The 18,733-nt window shown below is 62.3% G+C and carries 21 protein-coding genes; 8 read left to right on the forward strand and 13 right to left on the reverse strand.

Features of this window, described 5'->3' with window-relative positions; translation table 11 throughout:
• The 8 genes from ACI2JX_RS08855 to ACI2JX_RS08890 form a co-directional block, all read right to left on the reverse strand.
• Complete coding sequence (locus tag ACI2JX_RS08855; protein WP_264236217.1) at nt 1-828, reverse strand: IclR family transcriptional regulator; 828 nt, start codon at nt 826-828, stop codon at nt 1-3.
• The gene (locus tag ACI2JX_RS08860) at nt 825-1,796 is read right to left on the reverse strand and encodes an alpha/beta fold hydrolase (RefSeq protein ID WP_404689912.1); all 972 of its coding nucleotides are present in this window, start codon (nt 1,794-1,796) and stop codon (nt 825-827) included. Before ACI2JX_RS08860 ends, ACI2JX_RS08855 begins: the two co-directional genes overlap by 4 nt.
• A 4-nt stretch (nt 1,797-1,800) precedes the next feature.
• A complete protein-coding gene (locus tag ACI2JX_RS08865) occupies nt 1,801-2,340 on the reverse strand; it encodes a cupin domain-containing protein (RefSeq protein WP_264236219.1) in 540 nt (179 codons plus the stop codon).
• Between the two features lie 15 nt (nt 2,341-2,355).
• Complete coding sequence (locus ACI2JX_RS08870; protein ID WP_264236220.1) at nt 2,356-3,123, reverse strand: SDR family oxidoreductase; 768 nt, start codon at nt 3,121-3,123, stop codon at nt 2,356-2,358.
• A complete protein-coding gene (locus tag ACI2JX_RS08875; protein ID WP_404689913.1) occupies nt 3,120-3,896 on the reverse strand; it encodes an ABC transporter permease in 777 nt (258 codons plus the stop codon). The genes ACI2JX_RS08870 and ACI2JX_RS08875 overlap by 4 nt, the downstream gene beginning before the upstream one ends.
• A gap of 30 nt (nt 3,897-3,926) precedes the next feature.
• A complete protein-coding gene (locus ACI2JX_RS08880) occupies nt 3,927-4,928 on the reverse strand; it encodes an ABC transporter substrate-binding protein (RefSeq protein ID WP_368973126.1) in 1,002 nt (333 codons plus the stop codon).
• A 31-nt stretch (nt 4,929-4,959) separates the two neighbouring features.
• The gene (locus ACI2JX_RS08885; protein ID WP_264236233.1) at nt 4,960-5,796 is read right to left on the reverse strand and encodes an ABC transporter ATP-binding protein; all 837 of its coding nucleotides are present in this window, start codon (nt 5,794-5,796) and stop codon (nt 4,960-4,962) included.
• 395 nt (nt 5,797-6,191) lie between these two features.
• Nucleotides 6,192-7,076, reverse strand: coding sequence for a DMT family transporter (locus tag ACI2JX_RS08890; RefSeq protein ID WP_368973127.1), 885 nt, complete (start codon nt 7,074-7,076; stop codon nt 6,192-6,194).
• Between the two features lie 291 nt (nt 7,077-7,367).
• Here ACI2JX_RS08890 and aceK point away from each other — a divergent pair, with 291 nt between their 5' ends.
• Complete coding sequence (aceK, locus tag ACI2JX_RS08895) at nt 7,368-9,086, forward strand: bifunctional isocitrate dehydrogenase kinase/phosphatase (protein ID WP_404689914.1); 1,719 nt, start codon at nt 7,368-7,370, stop codon at nt 9,084-9,086.
• 15 nt (nt 9,087-9,101) lie between these two features.
• Here the strand turns inward: aceK and ACI2JX_RS08900 are convergent, their stop codons facing one another.
• Nucleotides 9,102-9,971 (reverse strand): DUF6279 family lipoprotein, encoded by an 870-nt coding sequence (locus ACI2JX_RS08900; RefSeq protein WP_404689915.1) that lies wholly within the window; start codon nt 9,969-9,971, stop codon nt 9,102-9,104.
• Between ACI2JX_RS08900 and ACI2JX_RS08905 the strand changes: the two genes are divergently transcribed.
• From ACI2JX_RS08905 to ACI2JX_RS08915, 3 genes are all read left to right on the forward strand, one after another.
• Nucleotides 9,970-10,119 (forward strand): hypothetical protein, encoded by a 150-nt coding sequence (locus ACI2JX_RS08905; RefSeq protein WP_264236226.1) that lies wholly within the window; start codon nt 9,970-9,972, stop codon nt 10,117-10,119. The two genes, ACI2JX_RS08900 and ACI2JX_RS08905, sit on opposite strands and share 2 nt — an antisense overlap.
• 107 nt (nt 10,120-10,226) lie before the next feature.
• The gene (locus ACI2JX_RS08910; protein WP_404689916.1) at nt 10,227-11,261 is read left to right on the forward strand and encodes a hypothetical protein; all 1,035 of its coding nucleotides are present in this window, start codon (nt 10,227-10,229) and stop codon (nt 11,259-11,261) included.
• Between the two features lie 126 nt (nt 11,262-11,387).
• Nucleotides 11,388-12,224, forward strand: a complete 837-nt coding sequence (locus ACI2JX_RS08915; RefSeq protein WP_186557443.1) for a S1 RNA-binding domain-containing protein — start codon at nt 11,388-11,390, stop codon at nt 12,222-12,224.
• Here the strand turns inward: ACI2JX_RS08915 and ACI2JX_RS08920 are convergent, their stop codons facing one another.
• The gene (locus ACI2JX_RS08920) at nt 12,225-12,605 is read right to left on the reverse strand and encodes a hypothetical protein (protein ID WP_186557442.1); all 381 of its coding nucleotides are present in this window, start codon (nt 12,603-12,605) and stop codon (nt 12,225-12,227) included. It abuts the gene before it with no gap.
• Between the two features lie 186 nt (nt 12,606-12,791).
• Entirely contained in the window at nt 12,792-14,264 is a 1,473-nt protein-coding gene (locus tag ACI2JX_RS08925; protein WP_404689917.1) for a nitrous oxide reductase family maturation protein NosD, read from the reverse strand.
• A 242-nt stretch (nt 14,265-14,506) separates the two neighbouring features.
• Between ACI2JX_RS08925 and ACI2JX_RS08930 the strand changes: the two genes are divergently transcribed.
• The 3 genes from ACI2JX_RS08930 to def all read left to right on the forward strand — a co-directional run bounded on the left by ACI2JX_RS08930 (nt 14,507) and on the right by def (nt 16,344).
• The gene (locus tag ACI2JX_RS08930; RefSeq protein WP_264237268.1) at nt 14,507-14,686 is read left to right on the forward strand and encodes a CsbD family protein; all 180 of its coding nucleotides are present in this window, start codon (nt 14,507-14,509) and stop codon (nt 14,684-14,686) included.
• Nucleotides 14,687-14,851: 165 nt separating this feature from the next.
• Complete coding sequence (locus ACI2JX_RS08935) at nt 14,852-15,808, forward strand: YihY/virulence factor BrkB family protein (RefSeq protein WP_404689918.1); 957 nt, start codon at nt 14,852-14,854, stop codon at nt 15,806-15,808.
• The gene (def, locus tag ACI2JX_RS08940; RefSeq protein ID WP_264237271.1) at nt 15,808-16,344 is read left to right on the forward strand and encodes a peptide deformylase; all 537 of its coding nucleotides are present in this window, start codon (nt 15,808-15,810) and stop codon (nt 16,342-16,344) included. Before ACI2JX_RS08935 ends, def begins: the two co-directional genes overlap by 1 nt.
• On the opposite strand, the gene ACI2JX_RS08945 is transcribed toward def, so the two are convergent.
• Nucleotides 16,299-16,667: a GNAT family N-acetyltransferase gene (locus ACI2JX_RS08945; protein WP_404690011.1), complete on the reverse strand. Its 369-nt coding sequence runs from the start codon at nt 16,665-16,667 to the stop codon at nt 16,299-16,301. The two genes, def and ACI2JX_RS08945, sit on opposite strands and share 46 nt — an antisense overlap.
• Nucleotides 16,668-17,066: 399 nt before the next feature.
• On the opposite strand from ACI2JX_RS08945, the gene ACI2JX_RS08950 reads away from it, so the two are divergent.
• Nucleotides 17,067-17,324 (forward strand): DUF2790 domain-containing protein, encoded by a 258-nt coding sequence (locus ACI2JX_RS08950; RefSeq protein WP_186557437.1) that lies wholly within the window; start codon nt 17,067-17,069, stop codon nt 17,322-17,324.
• Here ACI2JX_RS08950 and ACI2JX_RS08955 read toward each other — a convergent pair whose 3' ends face one another.
• Nucleotides 17,325-18,686 carry a PLP-dependent aminotransferase family protein gene (locus ACI2JX_RS08955; protein ID WP_404689919.1) on the reverse strand — a complete coding sequence of 454 codons (1,362 nt, stop codon included), beginning with the start codon at nt 18,684-18,686 and terminating at the stop codon, nt 17,325-17,327.
• Nucleotides 18,687-18,733: the final 47 nt, after the last annotated feature.

Genomic DNA, 18,733 nt, shown 5'->3' on the forward strand with positions numbered 1-18,733 from the left:
TCAGTCCCTCATCAGCGCGGTGACGCGGCCGTGGCCTGCGTTGGGGGTGTAGTTGAGCAGCCGCGACAGCTCATCGGCGCTGCCGCGTACCTGGCCGAGCAGGTTGGCGAAATTGACGTGACCGATCTGCACGGTGGGGATGGTCAGGCCGAGCGCGGCGACCACCTGGCCGCTGGCGTCGCGCACGGGCGCGGCGACCGTGGAGATGGTCGACTCGAAGAAACCTTCGCCGCTGACATAACCGCGCATACGGTCGGCCTGAACCAGGTCGAACAGCTCCAGCACGGTCTTTGGCGTGCACGGCGAGAACTGTTCCAGATGTTCTTCCGGGTACAGCTCGCGCAGCTCGTTCAGGCTCAGGTCGGCCAGCAGGATACGCCCCAGTACCGTGGCATGGGCCGGCAGGCGAGTGCCGACGGTGACCGCGCTGGAGAACACCGACGGCGGCGAGACCTTGGCCACGTAGACGATCGAGCGACCATCGCGCACCACCAGGTTGCTTGGGTAGTTCAGGTGATCGCACAGTCGCGCCAGCAGCGGCTGGCCCAATTCGGTCAGCTCCAGCGAGGCCAGGTATTCGAAGCCCAGGCGCAGCACCGACATGCCCAGGCGGTACTCGTTGCCGCTGCGGGTGACGAAGCCCATGGTTTCCAGGGTGGTCAGCAGACGGAAGATGGTCGAGCGCGGCAGCGACAGCCGCCGGGCCAGTTCGGGGGCGGTCAGGGTGCGGTTCTGCCGGCTGAATTCGCACAGCAGGAGCAGGCCGCGTTCCAGGCCAGGGACGATGTACTTGTCCTGGTTTTCCTTTAACGAATCCGTATCGTTCATAGCACGCTACCTGTGAGAGAGGCGTCCAGTGCCCGGGCCAGTAGCCCGATCACGGTGTGTGGTTGTTCGATGGCGCAGGCATGGCCGGCACCGACAATGAGGCTGAAAGGGGCGCCCAGGCTTTGCGCCAGGGCCTTGCAGTCGTCGGGGCGGGTGATGCCGTCGGCGCTGCCGCAGTGCACTTCGCAGGGTGGGGTATCTGCTGGCCGTTCCAGCGCTATCGCGGGGCAAGCCCGTTCCCACGAAACGCTACGGCGGGCTGCGTGGGAGCGAGCTTGCCCCGCGATAGCGTCAGCACTGCCAGGCGCATAGCGCAGCAGGTGATCGCCACACAGCAGCTCGATGGCCTGGCGGTAGCCGTGGGGCAACAGCCGCGCCATGTTCCACTGCACCCAAGCCAGGGCCATTGCGCTGGCGCTGGACGACAGCAAGTGTGCGCTGCGTTCGCGGGCCAGCTGCGCGATGCCCAGCAGCTCCAGGCTATGCAAGCGCTTGTCGCGCACCACTCGGCCCTGCTCGGCCAGTTCCGCCGCGCCGTAACCGCGTGCGGGGCTGAGCAATACCAGGCGGCTGACCCGTTGCGGATGAGCCTGGGCAAATGCAGCGGCGGTCAGTGCGCCGAGCGAGTGGCCGACCAGCACGCAGCGCTCGATACCCAGGGCATCCAGCGTCTGCAACAGCCGCCCGGCGTAGTCCTTAGCATTGGGCTTGGCCGTCGGCAACGGCGCCGACTGGCCGTAGCCGGGGGCCTCCCAGGCAATCACTCGCGCCCGCTCGCTCAAGCCCAAGGCCACCTGCAGCCAACTGGCGGCGCCCGAGCCGATACCATGCAGCAGCACCACGGCCTCGCCGCTGCCGGCTTCGCGCAGCGCTTGCTGACCGTCGTGCAGACGCAGCAGGCGTTCGCCGAAATGCTGCTCAAGTTGGCCGAGCAGCGGCGCCAGGAGGGTGTCGGTGACCGTTGTCATCGGCTTACCCGCGCTTGATCGAGGCCAGCGGGTGGGCTGGCGGGTAGGTGGGGGTGACCGGCTTCTTGGCGCCGAGCATCACGCACATCAGCGCGTCTTCGTCACCGATGTTGATCTCTTCGCGGTATACCCCTGGCGGTACCGAGATCAGGTCGCGGTCGGTGAGGATGGTCTCGAAGCGCTCGCCGTCTTTCTCGATGACCACCTTGAGCTTGCCGCGCAGCACGAAGAACACCTCTTCCACGTCGGTGTGCAGGTGCGGTGGGCCTTCATGGCCCGCCGGGATGACCATGGTGGAGAAGGTGAAGTGCTCGGACGGGATGGTGTTCATATCGCTGTTCACACCGGTGCCGCCGGTGCCCACGTAGCGCATCTGTGCGCGGCGGAACTTGGGGTCGTAGTCGGCCTGGAACTTCAGCGCGTCCCAGTCGTAGCGGCGGGTCTGGTAGCGGGCGATGCGGGTCTGCATCCAGCTGGCCAGGTCGGCGCCGGCGGGGCGCTCCCAGGTTTTCGGGGTGGCGTGTTGCAGATTAAGGTCGGTCATGAACAGTCTCCTTGCTCAGGGCATGACGAACCCGCCGTTGACCGGCAGGGTTTGTCCAGTGATGAAACGCGACAGGTCGGACAGGGCGAACAGCACCGCGCCACTGACGTCATCGGGCAGTTGCGGGCGCTGGATCGCGCGTTGTTCGGTGTACAGGCGGTGTCGGGCCTCGGGCACGTAGGCGGTGGCCTCGACCAGCACCAGGCCGGGGGCGATGGCGTTGACGGTGATGTTGGCGTTGCCCAGCTCGCGGGCCAGGCTGCGGGTCATGGCGATCACCGCGCCCTTGCTGGCGACATAGGCGAGCAGGTTCGGCGCGCCCCACAACGGCGTGTCGGAGGCCAGGTTGATCACCGCGCCCCGGCCACTTTCGCGCAGTGCCGGCAGGGCCGCGCGGGTCATCAGCCAGGTGCCACGCACATTGACCTGCATGACCTGGTCCCAGGTTTCGATGTCCAGCTGTTCACAGCTCTTGCCGCCGGAGTTGGTGATCGAGGCGTTGTTGACCAGGCCATCGAGGCCGCCCAGGCGCTTGACGGTGCGTTCCATGCAGGCGTCGATGGAGTCTGGGTTGGCCAGGTCCAGGGTGACCCCGCTGACATCCAGGCCCCGTTCGTTCAGTTCGCAGGCCGCTTGTTGCACACGACCGGCGAGCACGTCGGCGATCACCACCCGGGCGCCGGCCTGGGCGATCGCTTGGGCGAAGGCATAGCCCAGGCCACGGGCGCCACCGGTGACCAATACGCGGCGGCCTTCGAGCAAGTTGTTGAAGGAGCTCATCATTGGGTACTCAACATGGCTTTGGGGAGGTAGTGCAGAACGCGTTTCTCGGCCCAGACCACCGCGCCGTAAGCCAGCACGCCGATCAGGGTGAGCATGACGATGGCGACGAACACCCCAGCGGTGTTGCCCTGGCCTTCGGCATCGACCAGCAAGAAGCCCAGGCCCTGGTTGCCGCCGACCAGCTCGCCGACGGTGACGCCGATCACCGCCAGGGTCGAGGCGATGCGCAAGCCGGAGAACAGCACGGCCATCGCCGAAGGGAACTCGACCAGGCGGAAGATCTGCCAGCGGCTGGCGTTCATGGTGCGTACCAGGTTGATCATGTCCGGGTCGACTGTGCGAATCGCCGAGAGCACGTTGATCATCACCGGGAAGAACACGATCAGGATGGCGATGAGGATCTTCGGGTAGATGGTGTAGCCCAGCCACATCACGAACAGCGGGGCGAAGGCCACCTTGGGCGCGATCTGCAGCGCCAGGATGTATGGCGAGAGCATCGCTTCTGCCGACGGCGACAGGCCCAGCGAGACGCCGATGGCCACCCCCAGCAGGGCGCCCAGGGCGAAGCCGACGATGATCTCGAAGGCGGTGATCAGGGTGTGTTCGAGCAGGTTGCCGGACTGCCACATCAGCAGGCTTTCCTGGGCCACGCGGCTTAGTTGCGGCATGACGAACTCCGGCATGCCGAGCAGCCCCGGGCCCCATTGCCAGAGCACCAGGAACAGCACCAGCAGGGCCACGCTGCCGGCGACGGACGGATTGAGGTTTCTCATCGGGCGATTACCTTGTCGTTATCCACGCGGTCACTTGGCCGCAGTGCTGGTTTCGATGAACTGGTTGCTGTACAGCTCGTCGAGCTTGGGCTCGCGCGGCACGATGCCTTCGCTGACATAGAACTTGCGCACTGCATCCAGCCGCGCCGGGTCGATGCGGCCCAGCACCGGCTGACCGGCATAGACGTACTCGACGTACAGGCGCAGGGTTTTCTCCAGCGAGGCTTCTTTGCCGGCGTAGGCAGGCACCGCGCGGGCGAAGCTGGCGGCGGCGGCCTTGGGGTCGTCGATGATGTCCTGCAGGCCGCGCAGGGTGGCCTGGACCACGCCGCGGACGATCTGCGGGTGGTTTTCGATGGCGTCGTCGGACGCCAGAATCGCTTGGGCCATGCTCTCGAACACTTGTTCGCGCGGGATCAACTCATACTTCAGGCCGGCGTCCTCGGCGTTGATCACCCAGTCCGGCACGCCGGCCATGGCCTGGGCCTTGTTGGCCGAGAACAGCTGCCACACGCCCGAGGGGCCAGCGGCCTGGATATCGACATCGTCCTTGTTCAGCCCAGCCTTGCGCAGCGAGGCGAGCAGTGCGTAGTAGGTGGTGTCGGAGTACGACATCACGGTCAGGGTCTTGCCCTTGAGCTGGCTGATCGAGCGGATCTTCTCGTCGGCGTTGGTGGCGATCATGGTCACCCCGCCGCCGCCGAGCACAGCCACGGCGCGCACTGGGATGCCATTGGGGCGCACGATGATCGGCGTGTCACCGATGGCGCCGCCGACCAACGCATTACCAGCACCGATCTGCTTGGCGACATCGACACCGCCCTTGGCGGCGATGAAGGTCAGGTCCAGATCCTGCGCCTGGTAGTAGCCCTTTTCCTTGGCGATGATCCACGGGGCGAAGGCCGGCAGGCTCGGCGGCGCGGGTAGCAGATAGGTGACCTTGGTCGGTGCGGCCTGGGCCTGGACGGCCAGGCTCAGGGCGAGGGCGGCCAGGGCGGTGTGAGCCACGCGCTTGATAGAGGTGGTGAACATGCTAACTCCCAAGTGATGAGTGGGGCGTCGATCAGTGCAGGTCGAGGTCTTCGCCGACCTTCAGCAGATCCATCAGGCGGCCAGCCAGCGGGCCGATTTCCGGCAGCTTGCGGCGCTCGAGCGGGTTGTCGCGAAACGGCAGGTCGATCTCGATTTCTTCGATGATGGTGCCGGGGCGGGCGCTCATCACCAGCAGGCGGTCGGACAGGGCGATGGCCTCGACCAGGTCGTGGGTGATGAACAGCGCGGTCTTTTTCTCCTCGAAGAGCATCCGCGCCAGGTCCTGCTGGAGGATCATCTTGGTCTGCGCGTCGAGCGCCGAGAACGGCTCATCGAGAAACAACACCTGTGGGTCGATGGCCAGGGTGCGCGCCAGGGCTGCGCGCTGGCGCATGCCACCAGACAGCTGGAACGGGTAGTGGTCGGCAAAGCCTTGCAGGTGGCAGCGATCGAGCAGATCTTCGGCAATCGACTTGCGTTGGGCAGCGGCCATGCCCTGGATCTCCAGGCCCAGCTCGACGTTGCGACGAATGCTGCGCCAGGGCATGAGCAGGTCTTTTTGCAGCATGAAGGCGACTTTCGGCACCGGACCGTTGACCGCTTCACCGCTGACCAGAACTTCGCCTTCGGTGGGGCGGTACAGGCCAGAGCCCATGTTGAGAATGGTGCTCTTGCCACAACCGGATGGGCCGATGATCGACACCACTTCACCACGGCGGATCTTGAAGTTGACGTCACGGATGGCAAACGGCGCCTCGGCCTGGCCCTTGGCCTTGAAGGCTTTGCCAACGTTGCGGAATTCGATTTCCGCCGGCGCTTGATCCTCCTTGGAACGCGGGGTATTCCACTGCGGGGCGATTGCGTACATCTCTTTCACAGCCATGGGAGAGTTCTCTGGTCTGTTTTATAGGTGATACGCGGTTTAGTGCATGAACAATGCCAGTTGTAGGAAAAAACTGATGTTTATTAAAAGTCTATATTTATTAATAAGTTAGGAATATTTAACACGTTAGGTATTGTTTTATATATGAAACATGGTTTTTTATGTGGCACAAATATGCACAGCAACTGCGCATCCGAATGGATCAATGCGAGGCAGTTGGGCATTTGCGGTAACGAGAGGGAAAAGGCTGGTTTCATGGATGAAACACAGGATGGGATGGCGCGGGCAGAGCCCGCTCTATTGCGCCAACGTTGACAGCGGCGCTAGCCCTGTTTGAGCGGGCTTGCCGGCGCAGGGCTGCGAAGCAGCCCCAGGCATGATCACTGGAGCGTCTTTCGCGCCGGCTTGAGCACCAACCACAACGCCAAGCCAATCAGCACCCCACCATACAGGTGGCCCATGGACAGCGATTCGTCCAACAGCCACGCCCCCCACAGCACGCCAAACACTGGGATCAGGAAGGTCACGGTACTGGCCTTGACCGGCCCAATCTCGGCCAGCAAGCGGAAGTACAGGATGTAGGCAAACGCCGTGCACACCAGGCCCAGCCCCAGCAGTGACAGCCACACCTGCCAGCCACCCCAGCTGGCCGGCGGTTGGCTCAGGGCGCTCCAGGCGAACAGTGGGGTCATCATCAAGGTGGCGCCGAGCATGCTGCCCAGCGCCGACAGGCGGCTGTCCAGCCCACTGATCCAGCGGCGGGCGAGGAACCCGGCGAAGCCGTAGCAGGTGGTCGCCGCCAAGCAGGCCAGTGCCCCTTGCAGCAGGGCCAGATCCAACGCCACTGGGCCGGCACCACTGAGAATGCCGACGCCGAACAGGCCGAGGAAGATCCCGCACAGCTTGATCACGGTCATCGGCTCGCGGAAGAACAAGGCGCCAATCAGCACGCCCATCAGCGGCGTGGTGGCGTTGAAGATTGCCGAGTAGCCCGCCGGTAGCACTTGTGCTGCTACTGAATAGAAGGTGGCTGGGATCCCTGAGTTGATCATCCCCAGCACCAGGCAGGCGCCGAGTTTGCCGTTGAAGTCCCAGCGCACCCGCGCCACGGCGAGGATCGCGATCAGCCCCAGGCAGGCGATCGACACCCGAAAGAACGCGGTCGGCACGGTACCAAGTTCGGGGGCGATGATGCGCATGAACAGAAAGCTCGCGCCCCAGACGGCGGCAAGGGTCAACAGGCGGGCAAGGGCGATGGGGCTCACAACGGTCTCCGGCAACAGGGCAGGGCGGCAGTGTACGGCACGGGGCTGAGCGGTTCTTGTGCTTTCTTGCTATGTATATCTGTGACTTTGAGGGCGCTATCGCGGGGCAAGCCCGCTCCCACGCCACATCCATTCTGCGCGGCGAAGAGCGTGGTGCCAGTTTCCACGCCACATCCCAGCCTGCACAGCGCATACGTGGGAGCGGGCTTGCCCCGCGATAGTGGCCTGGAGTTCACCAAACAGGCGCACAGTGGCTAAGCTCAGCGCTGAACCCCACGCGGAGGCTCTTGTATGACCCAGCACTGGCCGGCCAGCGAGATCGCCCGAATGATCCTCGATGGCTTCGACAACTACCGCGAGCACTTTCGCCGCATCACCCTGGGGGCCCGCGAGCGCTTCGAGCAGGCGCAGTGGCAGCAGATCCAGCGCGCTGCCGCTGCGCGTATCAATCTGTATGAGTCGAAGGTTGGCGAGGTCAATGGCTGGTTGCGCGATGCCTTCGATGAAGACGTGTTGCTGGACGTCGAGCAGTGGCCGTTGGTCAAGAGCGCCTACATCCGCCTGATCGATCCGCGTTTGGACGATGAGCTGTCCGAAACCTGGTACAACTCGCTGTTCTGCAGCCTGTTCAGTCACGACCAGATCAGCGATGGCTGTATGTTCATCCACACCACCCGGCCGGCGATGCGCAGCCACGAGCGTGCGGCGCAAACCCGTACCTATCGACTCGGCGACGGCGGCCTCAAGGGGCTGCTGCGGGCGCTGTTCGCGGATTACCCGTTCAGCGTCGGCTATGGCGATCTGGAAGGTGATTTGGTACGGCTGGAGGAGCAGTTGCGCGATTGCCTGCCGGATTGGGTGTGCAAAGATCCGGCGCTGGCCATCGAGCTGTTTTCACCGGTGCTCTATCGCAACAAAGGTGCCTATCTGGTCGGGCGCCTGTATACCCAGGATGAGCAGTGGCCACTGGTCGTCCCGCTGCTGCACCGCGAGGAGCATGGCATCGAGGCCGATGGCTTGATCACTGATGAAGCCGAGGTGTCGATCATCTTCTCGTTCACCCGCTCGTACTTCATGGTCGATGTGCCGGTACCAGCGGAGTTCGTCAACTTCTTGAAGCGCATCTTGCCCGGTAAGCACATTGCCGAGCTGTACACCTCGATCGGGTTCTACAAGCATGGCAAGTCGGAATTCTACCGGGCATTGATCAACCACCTGGCCAGTACCGACGACCGCTTCATCATGGCGCCAGGGGTGCGGGGCATGGTGATGACGGTGTTTACCCTGCCGGGCTTCAATACGGTATTCAAGCTGATCAAGGACCGCTTCTCGCCATCGAAAACGGTCGACCGCGCCACAGTGATCGACAAGTATCGCCTGGTGAAGAGCGTCGACCGGGTCGGACGCATGGCCGATACCCAGGAGTTCGCGGATTTTCGATTTCCGCGGGGCAAGTTCGAGCCTGAGTGCCTGGCGGAGTTGCTCGAGGTGGCGCCCTCCACCGTGGTGTTGGAAGGCGATACGGTACTGATCCGCCACTGCTGGACCGAACGGCGCATGACCCCGCTCAACTTGTATCTGGAGCAGGCCAGCGAAGCCCAGGTGCTGGAGGCGCTGGAAGATTATGGGTTGGCGATCAAGCAGCTGGCTGCGGCCAATATCTTTCCCGGTGACATGCTGCTGAAGAACTTTGGCGTTACCCGGCATGGCCGGGTGGTGTTCTATGACTATGACGAGATCTGCTATCTGAGCGAAGTGAATTTTCGCCATATCCCGCCGCCGCGCTACCCGGAAGATGAGATGTCAGGAGAGCCGTGGTATTCGATTGGTCCGCACGATGTTTTCCCTGAAGAGTTTCCGCCGTTTCTGTTTGCCGATATCGGCCAGCGCAGGTTGTTCAGCCGTTTGCATGGCGAGTTGTATGACGCCGATTACTGGAAGGGGCTGCAGGCGGCGATCGAGGGCGGCAAGGTGATCGATGTGTTTCCATATCGGCGTAAGCAAAGGTAATTAGCTGACAGTCCATTAACCTTTCAAACACTTGAGCTCACTGAAGCTGGTGCGCACTTTGATCAACTGCTCTTGCAAGTACTGGCGCTGGGCAGGGCTGCTTTCGCGCATCAAGTCGACCAACAAGCTACGCGCCTGTAGCTCGGAGTTCTGAAACGCGGCGCGATACTCCGGCGTCCACAGACTTTCCTTACGTTGCAGCAACTGCGCCAGGCGCGGCTCGAAGTTGGGCGTGGCACGCTGATCCATGGCGAGCACCAACTGCTGCTGCCAGTGGGCGCGGTTGGCGATCCACTGGCGGTTCTGGTCGCCCAGGGCTTGCGCCCAACTCATGACGCGCTGGCGTTGGGCCGCGTTGAGCTCTCCTAACCAGGGGGTCAGGCGTTTTTCCATGCGGGTTGCGCGGTTCTGGATCTGCTTCGGTAGTGGCGTTTCGACGTATTTGCGTTGACGTTCGCGGATATCCTCCCTGAACGCCTGACGCATCTCTTCGACTTGCGCATCGTTCATGCCGCGCAGCAGCTCGGTGGCCGATGGGGTGATCGCCTCGGTGACCCGAGCAATCGCCTGGCGCGCCTCGGCAGTGCGCTGCTGCAGGGCTTGATCGGTGACTTGGTCACGGGCGACCATCTCGCGCATCTTGTCCAACCAGTCCAGATAGCCTGGTAGTTGGGTCTTGCAGTGCCAGGCCAGGTGCTGCTGCAAGCGCTGGTCGAGCCAGGCTTTTTGCTCGCGGTTCATGTTCAGATAGTCGCCCAGCGACCACGGCACCAAGGTGTCGAGGTTGCGATAGGCCAGGTCGATGCGGCTGCAGGCGACGACGGCCACGACAACACCGAGGCCGATCAAGATAGGGCGCAGGGCTTTGGTCAGGCGCTTGAGCATGAGCGAATCCTTGCTGAAGACTGGCCAGGGTGTAGACGCGCCGGTGCTCGTGGCGGTTCCGCTGGATCAATCCCCGGTGGTCGTTGCTGTCACTATAGATCCGGCCACCGTGATTGGCGCAGTGATTGATCAGTGCAGGGATTTCTGACCGGCGTAGGCCCCTATCCAAGCGCTCGTCTGGAGGCTCTGGGCCGGATATGGCATCATGCCGAGGTTTGGCGTGTAGCCAACGCAAAGCACTGGTACCTAGGTTTTATGCAACCGAATCACTTGTTGTACTTCTTGTACGGTAAAAAAAGTATTTACCGGCATGAAGCGCAGTTCAGCATCCTGTCCGCCCTGCGTCATCAGGCCAATCGCGAGAGCTTCAGCATTACTGTGCTTACTGATCAGCCACAGGCATTGGCTGGCTGGCCGGTTCGCGTTGTGGCATTGGATGAGGCGACGCTCGCCGACTGGATGGGCACTGCAGGCTATGTTCATCGACGCAAGGCCTGTGCCATTCGCCTGGGTCTGGAGCTTGCGCGCAAGACTATTTTCGTTGATACCGACACCATCTTCCTCAGCGATCCGGCCGCGCTGTTCGAGCGTGTGAGCGATGATCAGTGTGTGATGGATCAGTTTGAGTTCCACTGGCGCGAAGCATCCAAGCGCAAGGATTACACTGGGCTGGTCAGCCAACTAGCGGCCAGCGGTGGGACTCCGCCCGCCAGCCTGCGGTTGTATAACAGTGGCATCTGCGGGATGACCGCGCAGGGTGTGGCACAAATGAATCAAGCCATAGGCCTGATCGACCAGTGGGCGCACCTGCACACTCAGTTGCATACGTTGGAACAGATTGCCGTTTCATTCGTGCTGGCGGACAAGCAGGTGGCTGAGGCACGCGACTGTGTGCACCACTACTATTCGCAGAAGGACTACCACCACGCGATGCTGAAGCTGTTTTTCCAGACGCATGGGGAGCACTTCAGTCAGGCTCTGGTCGAGGCGTCAGGCGAGGTGCCAAGCCATATACCGCCCCTGAGCCTGGTCGACAGGGTAACCAACAAGTGCAAGCTTTGGCGGTTGCACCCAGACCTGCGCAGGATCGGCAGGTATTACCTGCTGGGCCGCACACCTCGCCCTGGCGCTTATTTGAACGCTTGTCGTGAAGTGTGGTGGGGCAAGGCCCTGGCTGCACTCGACAAGCAGCAGCCGAGTCAAAGGAAGCGGGCTCAATTGGACAAACTATGGGGGCAGGACCGGGATTTTCGTGCATTTGCCGAGCGTCGGGCCACACTGGCTGGCTGATTGCACTGGCGAACACGCGCTCAGCCTGTACCTTTCACCACGCATATCAGCCCTGGCCTCGTGGCCCGGGCATCAATCGACAAGGCGTCCACTGACTGGGTGCCTTGTGATGAGGGTTTTTCACACATGGCTCTACTTGGGCGCTACAACAGTCTGCAAATCGTCAAACATGTCGAATTCGGCCTTTACCTGGATGGCGGCGCGGATGGCGAGATCCTCCTGCCGCGGCGCTACATCCCCAAGGATACGCCGACCGAGCTCGACGACTGGCTCAACGTGTTCATCTACCTGGACAGCGAAGACCAACTGATCGCCACCACCGAGAAACCCAAGGTGCAGGTTGGCGAATTCGCCAGCCTCAAGGTCAAGGACATCAACGGCGCCGGTATCTTCCTCGATTGGGGGCTGAGCAAAGACCTGCTGATGCCTTATTCCGAAGAGCAGCAGCCGCTGAAGATTGGCGATTACTGCGTGATCCACGCTTACCTGGACAAACGCACCCGGCGCATCACCGCCACGGCGCGGCTGGACCGTTACCTGGACCGCACCCCGGCCGAGTATGCGGTGGGCCAGCCGGTCGAGCTGCTGGTAGCGGGCGAGACGCCGATGGGCTTCAAGGCGATCATCAACAACCGCCATTGGGGCCTGATCCACAAGAACGAGGTGTTCAAGTTCCTGCGCTCGGGCATGCACGAGAAGGGCTTCATCAAGGAAGTGCGTCACGACGGCAAGATCGCCCTGAGCCTGCAGCCGGTCGGCCAAGCCCTGGCCGATACCCTGCAAGAGCAGATCATGGCGCGCCTGGAAGCAGAAGGCGGCACCCTGGCGGTGTGTGACAAGAGCGATCCGCAGCTGATCAGCAAGCTGTTCAACGTCAGCAAGGGCAACTTCAAGAAGGCCATTGGCGCGTTGTTCAAGGCGGGCCGGATCGTCATCCATGACGATCGCATCGAACGGGTCTGATCAGACCTGCACGAACGGGCGGAAGTCCAGTTGCTCGCCGCCCGGGCGAGTGTCGCGCAGCAGTGAGTCGCGGTCGGCGCTCAGCGCCAGGCTGATGGTCGAGCGACGCTTGCCGGGCTTGCGCACTTCCATCTGTTCTTGATGGGCGCGCAAGAAGTTGATCGGCACCTTCAGGTGCTGCAACTCATCGGATTCGGGGGTGTGCAGCAGCAGGTTGACCCAGTCGGGCTGGCCTTTGCGCAGCAGCGCCATCGGCACTTCGAACCACCACAGGTTGCGCTTGGTGTCGAGAATGGCGAACAGGGAGTTGTCGCTGTTGAGCACCGGCCGGGCCAACGCTTGGTTGCGCCGGGCGATGGCGGTGGGTTTGTCGAGTTTCATGCAGGTTCCTGCGGGTTGACGCTTGGGTGACCTGACATTGTGCGGGGTGGCAGGAAACCGAGCAAGGCATACCGGCCTCTTCGCGGGCAAGCCCGCTCCCACAGGTACCCCGCTGAATCCAGAGTCAGCGGGGTACCTGTGGGAGCGGGCTTGCCCGCGAATGGGCCGCACGCCGACTCATCTGCCTTAGCGCTTTAACGGCTGACTCAACTCCGAAGTGGCCCCATCAGCAGTGGTCACAGTCGCGGTAAAACTGTGCAACCCCGCGGCATTCTGCAGCGACTGGGCAAACTGCGCCCGCCCATGTGCATCGCTGTTGACCAGCACTTCCCCCAGGTACTGCTCCGCTTCGGTGGCTTGGGCATTGGCATTGCCGAACAGCTCGATACGCAACAGGCTCGACGCAGGCCCCTGTACCTCACCTCGTACAACCTCATTACGCAAGGCGGTCAGCCTCGGTGGCTGCTGGTTGTGATTAGGCAGCGGCTGGCAAGGCTTGGGCTCACCCTTGGCGTCACAGATGATCGCTTGCTCGGCCTTGGGCAAATCCGCCCCGACGCCGCGCGAACCGACATACAGTGCATGGGCCTGGGCCGGCACACCGAAGATGATCGCACCGGTGCGCTGATCGGCGACACACGAGCCGCCCGCCTCGCAGCGGCGAATGTCCTGGCTGTTGGCCCAGATGCGGTTGGCGGTCAGGCGGGTGCGAGTGGTGTCTGGTTCCGGGCGCAGGGCCACGCCGATGCGGTTACCGTGGATCAGGTTGCCATCGAGGATATTGCCCTCGCCGGTCACGCTGACGCCGATGGAGTTGCCGCTGAAGGTGTTGGCACCCAGGTAATTGCGCTTGCCCCAATTGATCTGCAGGCCGTCGGAGTAGTTCTCGAAGCGGTTGCGCACCACGCTGTTGTCGTTACCCAACAAGATTTCGATGCCTTGCGAGGGTTCAGGATTGGCCGCGGTCGAACGGAACAGGTTGTCGGCCACCAGGTTGAACGCGGCACCGCGGGTCAGCTCGAGGCCGTCGCCGTTGTCGATCAGCTGGTTGCGCAAGACCTTGTTGTTGTTCGTGGTTGTGGCGGTGGGGTTACCGGCGCCGTCATCGCCGGTGAGCATGATCCCGGCGCCGCCTTTGTTGGCAACGATGCGGTTGTCTTGGATGACGTTGCCGCTGGCGCGGTTGACCAGGATGCCAATGCAGAAGTTACGCACCTCCAGCCCGCTGATCTGCACCCCTTGCGTGTCGCGCAGGACCAGCCCAGGGTGGGTGGTGGTGCGCACGTTGGTGCCGAACTGGCCGGGCAGGGCGCCAGGGCAGGTGCGTACGCCTTGGTCCTTGATGTAGCCGGAGCCATCGATGGCAATGTACTGGCCGTCGCGTGCCCAGGAGAGGCCGGTGATGCGCACCGGGCCCTTGATTTCTGGCAGGGCGCTGTTGGGCTTGATGACATAGGGCGGCTGACCGACCGCCGCGATGTCGATCTGGTAGCGGCCAGGGTTTTCATTGTTGGTCTCGATCGCCCAGCGCAAGCTGCCGGGCTTGCCGTCATCGGCGTAGCGGTCGACCTGCAAGGTTTGCGGGGTAATCTGGGGCGTGGCCAGGGCCGGTAGGGGGAGCAGCGGCAGCAAGGCTGTCAGCACAGGCATGAAACGCATGGGTGCAGGATTCCAAAACTGTTGTTGTTATCAATGGGCCACCTGCGGTGGGCGGCCGTTTGCAGGGATTCTAGGGAAGCTGTACCCGCTTGCGCAGGCAGTGCGGCTGAATCGGTGCGGTATTCGCCCGCTGATTGCCGTTGGGTGGGCGATCAGCAAATCAATTGAAACTCTGGCCACGGGGCATGAGTCGATCCTATGTCGACACGTTTCTCGTGTCTTTGCCTCAAGGAGATTTCCCCATGAGTGGTACCAAAGACAAAGCTAAAGGTTTGGCCAACGAAGCGGTGGGCAATATCAAACAGGGCGTTGGCAAGGTCACCGGTAACGAAAGGCTCAAGGGCGAAGGCAAAGCCCAAGAGGTCAAGGGTGAGGTTCAGCAAAAGGTTGGCGAAGTAAAGGATGCTGTGAAGAAGCCTTGACCGTCTGCCGTGTAGGAAAGCGGCTGCCTTTTGGTGGCCGTTTTCTTTTGTACGGCAATGAGCAGCAACGGCGCGCGCGTGGTCTATTAGACTTGCATGCAATCAACAAGGCCTGCCCGGGTAGTCGGCCTGCCCCATGATGATCAAGCGGCGAAAGGAGACGCTATGATTTTCCCTGCCCTGCAAGGCCTGCCCTTGCACCGTGTGTTGGTGCGCACCGTCAGCGAGTTTCTCGATGACGAGATGTCCACCTATGCCTCCGCGCTGGCTTACCAGATGCTGTTTTCGCTGTTCCCGTTCCTGTTGTTCCTGATCGCCCTGATCGGTTTCCTGCACCTGCCAGACTTTTTCTCCTGGCTGCGCTTGCAGTCCGAGCTGGTGCTGCCGCCGCAGGCGCTGGAGCAAGTCAATCCGGTGATCGATCAGTTGCAGCAGTCCAAGGGCGGCCTGCTTTCAGTCGGTATCGTGATTGCCCTGTGGACCGCTTCGGCCGGTGTGCGGCTGATGATGAGCGCAATGAACGCCGCCTACGACGTGCCAGAAGGGCGGCCGGTTTGGAAGCGCATTCCGCTGTCGATCTTCTATACCGTCGGCATCGCCGGCATGCTCCTGGCCGCCGCCGCCTTGATGGTCCTGGGGCCGCAGGTGATGGAGTGGATCGCCGCGCAGATCGGCATGCAGGAGTTCATCGTCACCCTGTGGACCATCCTGCGCTGGCCGGCGATCATCGTTCTGATGATGGTGGCGGTGGCGCTGATCTACTACGTCATGCCGGACGTGAAACAAAAATTCCGCTTCATTACCCCAGGTTCGGTGTTGGCCGTGGTGGTGTGGATCATCGCCTCGCTGGGTTTTGGCTACTACGTCAAGACATTCGCCGACTACAACGCCATGTATGGCAGCATCGGGGCGATCATCGTGCTGCTGCTGTACTTCTATATTTCTGCCGCCGTACTCTTGCTCGGTGCCGAGATGAATGCGGTGATCGAGCACATGTCTGCCGAAGGCAAGGATCCTGGCGAGAAGGATTTCGACGCCAGCAAGCCGCAGGAAACCATCACCGTGCTCGGCCATGAGCATCCTGCCGCAGCCGAACCCCAGACCCGTGAGCCGAACCCCTGATGATCCGTGACATCCTCAAGATGGGCGATGAACGCCTGCTGCGCATTGCCCCACCGGTGCCTGAGCACATGCTTGGTAGTGCCGAGTTGAAGCAACTGATCGACGACATGTTCGAAACCATGCGCCATGTTGGCGGGGTCGGCCTGGCGGCGCCGCAAATCGGTATCGATCTGCAACTGGTGATCTTTGGCTTCGAGCGCAGCGAGCGTTATCCGGATGCCGAGCCGGTGCCCCAGACCATTTTGATCAACCCGCTGATCACCCCGTTGGGGACCGAGATTGAAGAGGGGTGGGAAGGTTGCCTGTCGGTGCCAGGCCTGCGCGGGGTGGTGCCACGCTACAAGCACATCAGTTATTCCGGGGTCGATCCCCAGGGCACTCCGATCGACCGCTTTGCCGATGGCTTTCACGCCCGCGTGGTTCAGCATGAGTGCGACCACCTGATTGGCCGGCTGTATCCGTCGCGGATCCAGGATTTTTCCAAGTTCGGTTATACCGAGGTGTTGTTCCCAGGGCTTGACGTCGCCGACGACTGATTGCGCACCATTGCCAGCAGGTTCTTGCTGCGCTGGTAGCGCGCCAGACGCATGGCCAGGGCCTCTGGCAGGCTCTGGCAAGGGCTGAAACCCAGCCGCAGGTAGAACGGCAGCAGATCAGGGTGACAGAACAGCCAGGTGGGGCCACCGGTCTGCGCCAGGGCTGCATCGATCAGTTGGCCTGCTACCCCACGGCCGCGCCATTGCGGGTCGACCAACAGCCCGGTCAGCCAATGGCCTTGAGCAACTGGGGTCAGGCTCAGGCCCGCGATGATTGCCTGCGCTCGGGCTACCCACAGCTGGCCGTCGGCGGCTGCGCGCATGCGGGTGCCGTGTTGCTTATAGAAATGGTCGAGCAAGCGGCGCTGTAGGCCGATCAAGGGGGTGAATTGGAAGGGTGGCATGGTTTTCCTGGGGTCAATGCTGGCGTGATCGCGGGACGAGGCCGGCAATGAATACAATTGGAGCTGCTCTAAAACGCGGTTTTCAGCCTTTCAGGTCGGAGTATTTTGTCGCAGATTGTTGCAAATCGCGCAAGGGTGAATGTCCGACTGCGGGCTTCAACTATTGCAGACCAGGCGTAAAATTCAATCATCCCCCCAGCAGTACGACGTAGCGGGATCGGTACTTCGTGTCATCTTCGCAGTTGATGACAACTTCTCCGCGCCATTGACGGCATATTGAAGTCAATCGCAGCTTGATTGCCTTGAAGGCCACACTCCATGAAAGCATTACTGATTCTTGCATTGGTCGGTATGTCCTCGTTCGCCCTCGCCGATGAGGTCCAGCCTGTTTCCAGCCAGTCTGTGGTTGAGCAGTACGACTACTCAACCAACCTTGACATCAAACGCGTGATCAGCCTGTCGACCATCCCCAATGTCTGCGAGGTGGTGCCTGCCACCATGACTTACGAAGACCATCAGGGCCACGTCCACACCATCCAATACCGGGCCATGGGTGAAGGCTGCAGCCAGGGCTGATCAGCCCAGCCCCAAGGCCTGTCGCACGGCTTCCAGCCCTTGTTTGAGTTGTGCCCGGCTGGTGGCCGCCGACAGGCTGATGCGCACGGCCTGAACTTGGTCGACGCCAATTGCGAAGACACTCGCGGGCACCACCTCTACGGCGCGCTCACGGCACTTGCGCACTACCGCTTCTGCGCTTTCGCCAGTGGCGACCCAGATATGCGGTGAAGGTATACGGCCTTTGACCAGTGCCTCGCCCAGCAGACTGTGCGCCAAGCGCCAACGCGCTTGAATTTCTGTGCGATTGCAGGCCAGGCGGCGTGCTGCAGTGCCGTCTTCTATCCACTGACCGGCGATGCGCAAGTTCAAGGGTGAAACCGGCCAATGGGTGGCTTGGCTGTGCGGATCGATCTGCGCCAGCAGCGCTGGACGGCCTACGATCCAACCCAGGCGCAGCCCGGCGGCGACGGTTTTCGACAGGCTGCTGATGAGGATGCCCTGGCCATCGAGCAAGGGGTACAAGGGCGGTTGATCGGTCAGCGCGCCATAGACATCATCCTCGACCACCAGCAACTTGTGGCGCTTGACCACCTCGGCGATGGCCTGGCGCCTGGCGGCGTCCATGCAACTGCCGGTGGGATTGTGCAGGGTCGGGGTGATCACCAATAGCCGCGACCCACTGGCGCGCGCCACGCGGTCCAGCTCATCCGGACGCAGGCCGTGCTCATCCAGGGCCACCCCGTGCACCGGCAGGCGCAACTGGCGACAGGCGGCCTTGATGCCGGGGGCGGTCAACGCCTCGACCATCACCGGCGCGCCATCGGCACACAGCGATTGCAGCACGCAGCCCAGCGCCTGCTGCGCGCCCCCACACAGCAGCAGTTCATCGATTGCCAGCGTCAGCCCGCGATTAGCCAGCCAGCGCGCGCCGTGCAGGCGGCCCAGGAGCAATTGCTCGGCGTCCAGGTAATGGTCGAGTAGTTCACTGGCACCCTGATCGAGCAGGGCGCGCAGACTGTGTTGCAGATCGTGGCTGTGCGGGTCGACCACCGGCACATTGGTCGACAGGTCGATCACCTGCTGCTGTGCGTCATGCCTCTTGAGGCGAAACAGCGTCGCCTCCTTGCTCCCCGCCAGGACATAGGTGCCTCGGCCCACTGCGCCTGCGACCAGATGGCGCGCGGCAGCTTCGCGATAGGCTTGCTGGGTGGTGCTGGGGTTGAGCCCCAGTTTCCAGGCCAGGCGCCGCTGCGGTGGCAGGCGCTCACCGACTTTCAATTCGCCGCGCTCGATCGCCTCGGCAATCGCCTCGACCAGCGCCAGATAGCGCGGCTGGCCGTTCTCAGCAAGGTTGGGAATCCACACGAAATTGCTACCCATGCAATATATCGATTTACCCATACAATGCCCTGCGCCTAGGATCGGAT

The sequence above is a fragment of the Pseudomonas sp. NPDC088890 genome, assembly GCF_044900155.1.
Taxonomy (GTDB): domain Bacteria; phylum Pseudomonadota; class Gammaproteobacteria; order Pseudomonadales; family Pseudomonadaceae; genus Aquipseudomonas; species Aquipseudomonas urmiensis.

Bases quoted from the DNA above. Each gene is read 5' to 3' on its own strand.
- ACI2JX_RS08855 (WP_264236217.1), bottom strand. From the start codon at position 828: ATGAACGATACGGATTCGTTAAAGGAAAACCAGGACAAGTACATCGTC.
- ACI2JX_RS08860 (WP_404689912.1), bottom strand. From the start codon at position 1,796: ATGACAACGGTCACCGACACCCTCCTGGCGCCGCTGCTCGGCCAACTT.
- ACI2JX_RS08865 (WP_264236219.1), bottom strand. From the start codon at position 2,340: ATGACCGACCTTAATCTGCAACACGCCACCCCGAAAACCTGGGAGCGC.
- ACI2JX_RS08870 (WP_264236220.1), bottom strand. From the start codon at position 3,123: ATGATGAGCTCCTTCAACAACTTGCTCGAAGGCCGCCGCGTATTGGTC.
- ACI2JX_RS08875 (WP_404689913.1), bottom strand. From the start codon at position 3,896: ATGAGAAACCTCAATCCGTCCGTCGCCGGCAGCGTGGCCCTGCTGGTG.
- ACI2JX_RS08880 (WP_368973126.1), bottom strand. From the start codon at position 4,928: ATGTTCACCACCTCTATCAAGCGCGTGGCTCACACCGCCCTGGCCGCC.
- ACI2JX_RS08885 (WP_264236233.1), bottom strand. From the start codon at position 5,796: ATGTACGCAATCGCCCCGCAGTGGAATACCCCGCGTTCCAAGGAGGAT.
- aceK (WP_404689914.1), top strand. From the start codon at position 7,368: ATGACCCAGCACTGGCCGGCCAGCGAGATCGCCCGAATGATCCTCGAT.
- ACI2JX_RS08905 (WP_264236226.1), top strand. From the start codon at position 9,970: ATGAGCGAATCCTTGCTGAAGACTGGCCAGGGTGTAGACGCGCCGGTG.
- ACI2JX_RS08900 (WP_404689915.1), bottom strand. From the start codon at position 9,971: ATGCTCAAGCGCCTGACCAAAGCCCTGCGCCCTATCTTGATCGGCCTC.
- ACI2JX_RS08910 (WP_404689916.1), top strand. From the start codon at position 10,227: ATGCAACCGAATCACTTGTTGTACTTCTTGTACGGTAAAAAAAGTATT.
- ACI2JX_RS08915 (WP_186557443.1), top strand. From the start codon at position 11,388: ATGGCTCTACTTGGGCGCTACAACAGTCTGCAAATCGTCAAACATGTC.
- ACI2JX_RS08920 (WP_186557442.1), bottom strand. From the start codon at position 12,605: ATGAAACTCGACAAACCCACCGCCATCGCCCGGCGCAACCAAGCGTTG.
- ACI2JX_RS08925 (WP_404689917.1), bottom strand. From the start codon at position 14,264: ATGCGTTTCATGCCTGTGCTGACAGCCTTGCTGCCGCTGCTCCCCCTA.
- ACI2JX_RS08930 (WP_264237268.1), top strand. From the start codon at position 14,507: ATGAGTGGTACCAAAGACAAAGCTAAAGGTTTGGCCAACGAAGCGGTG.
- ACI2JX_RS08935 (WP_404689918.1), top strand. From the start codon at position 14,852: ATGATTTTCCCTGCCCTGCAAGGCCTGCCCTTGCACCGTGTGTTGGTG.
- def (WP_264237271.1), top strand. From the start codon at position 15,808: ATGATCCGTGACATCCTCAAGATGGGCGATGAACGCCTGCTGCGCATT.
- ACI2JX_RS08945 (WP_404690011.1), bottom strand. From the start codon at position 16,667: ATGCGCGCAGCCGCCGACGGCCAGCTGTGGGTAGCCCGAGCGCAGGCA.
- ACI2JX_RS08950 (WP_186557437.1), top strand. From the start codon at position 17,067: ATGAAAGCATTACTGATTCTTGCATTGGTCGGTATGTCCTCGTTCGCC.
- ACI2JX_RS08955 (WP_404689919.1), bottom strand. From the start codon at position 18,686: ATGGGTAGCAATTTCGTGTGGATTCCCAACCTTGCTGAGAACGGCCAG.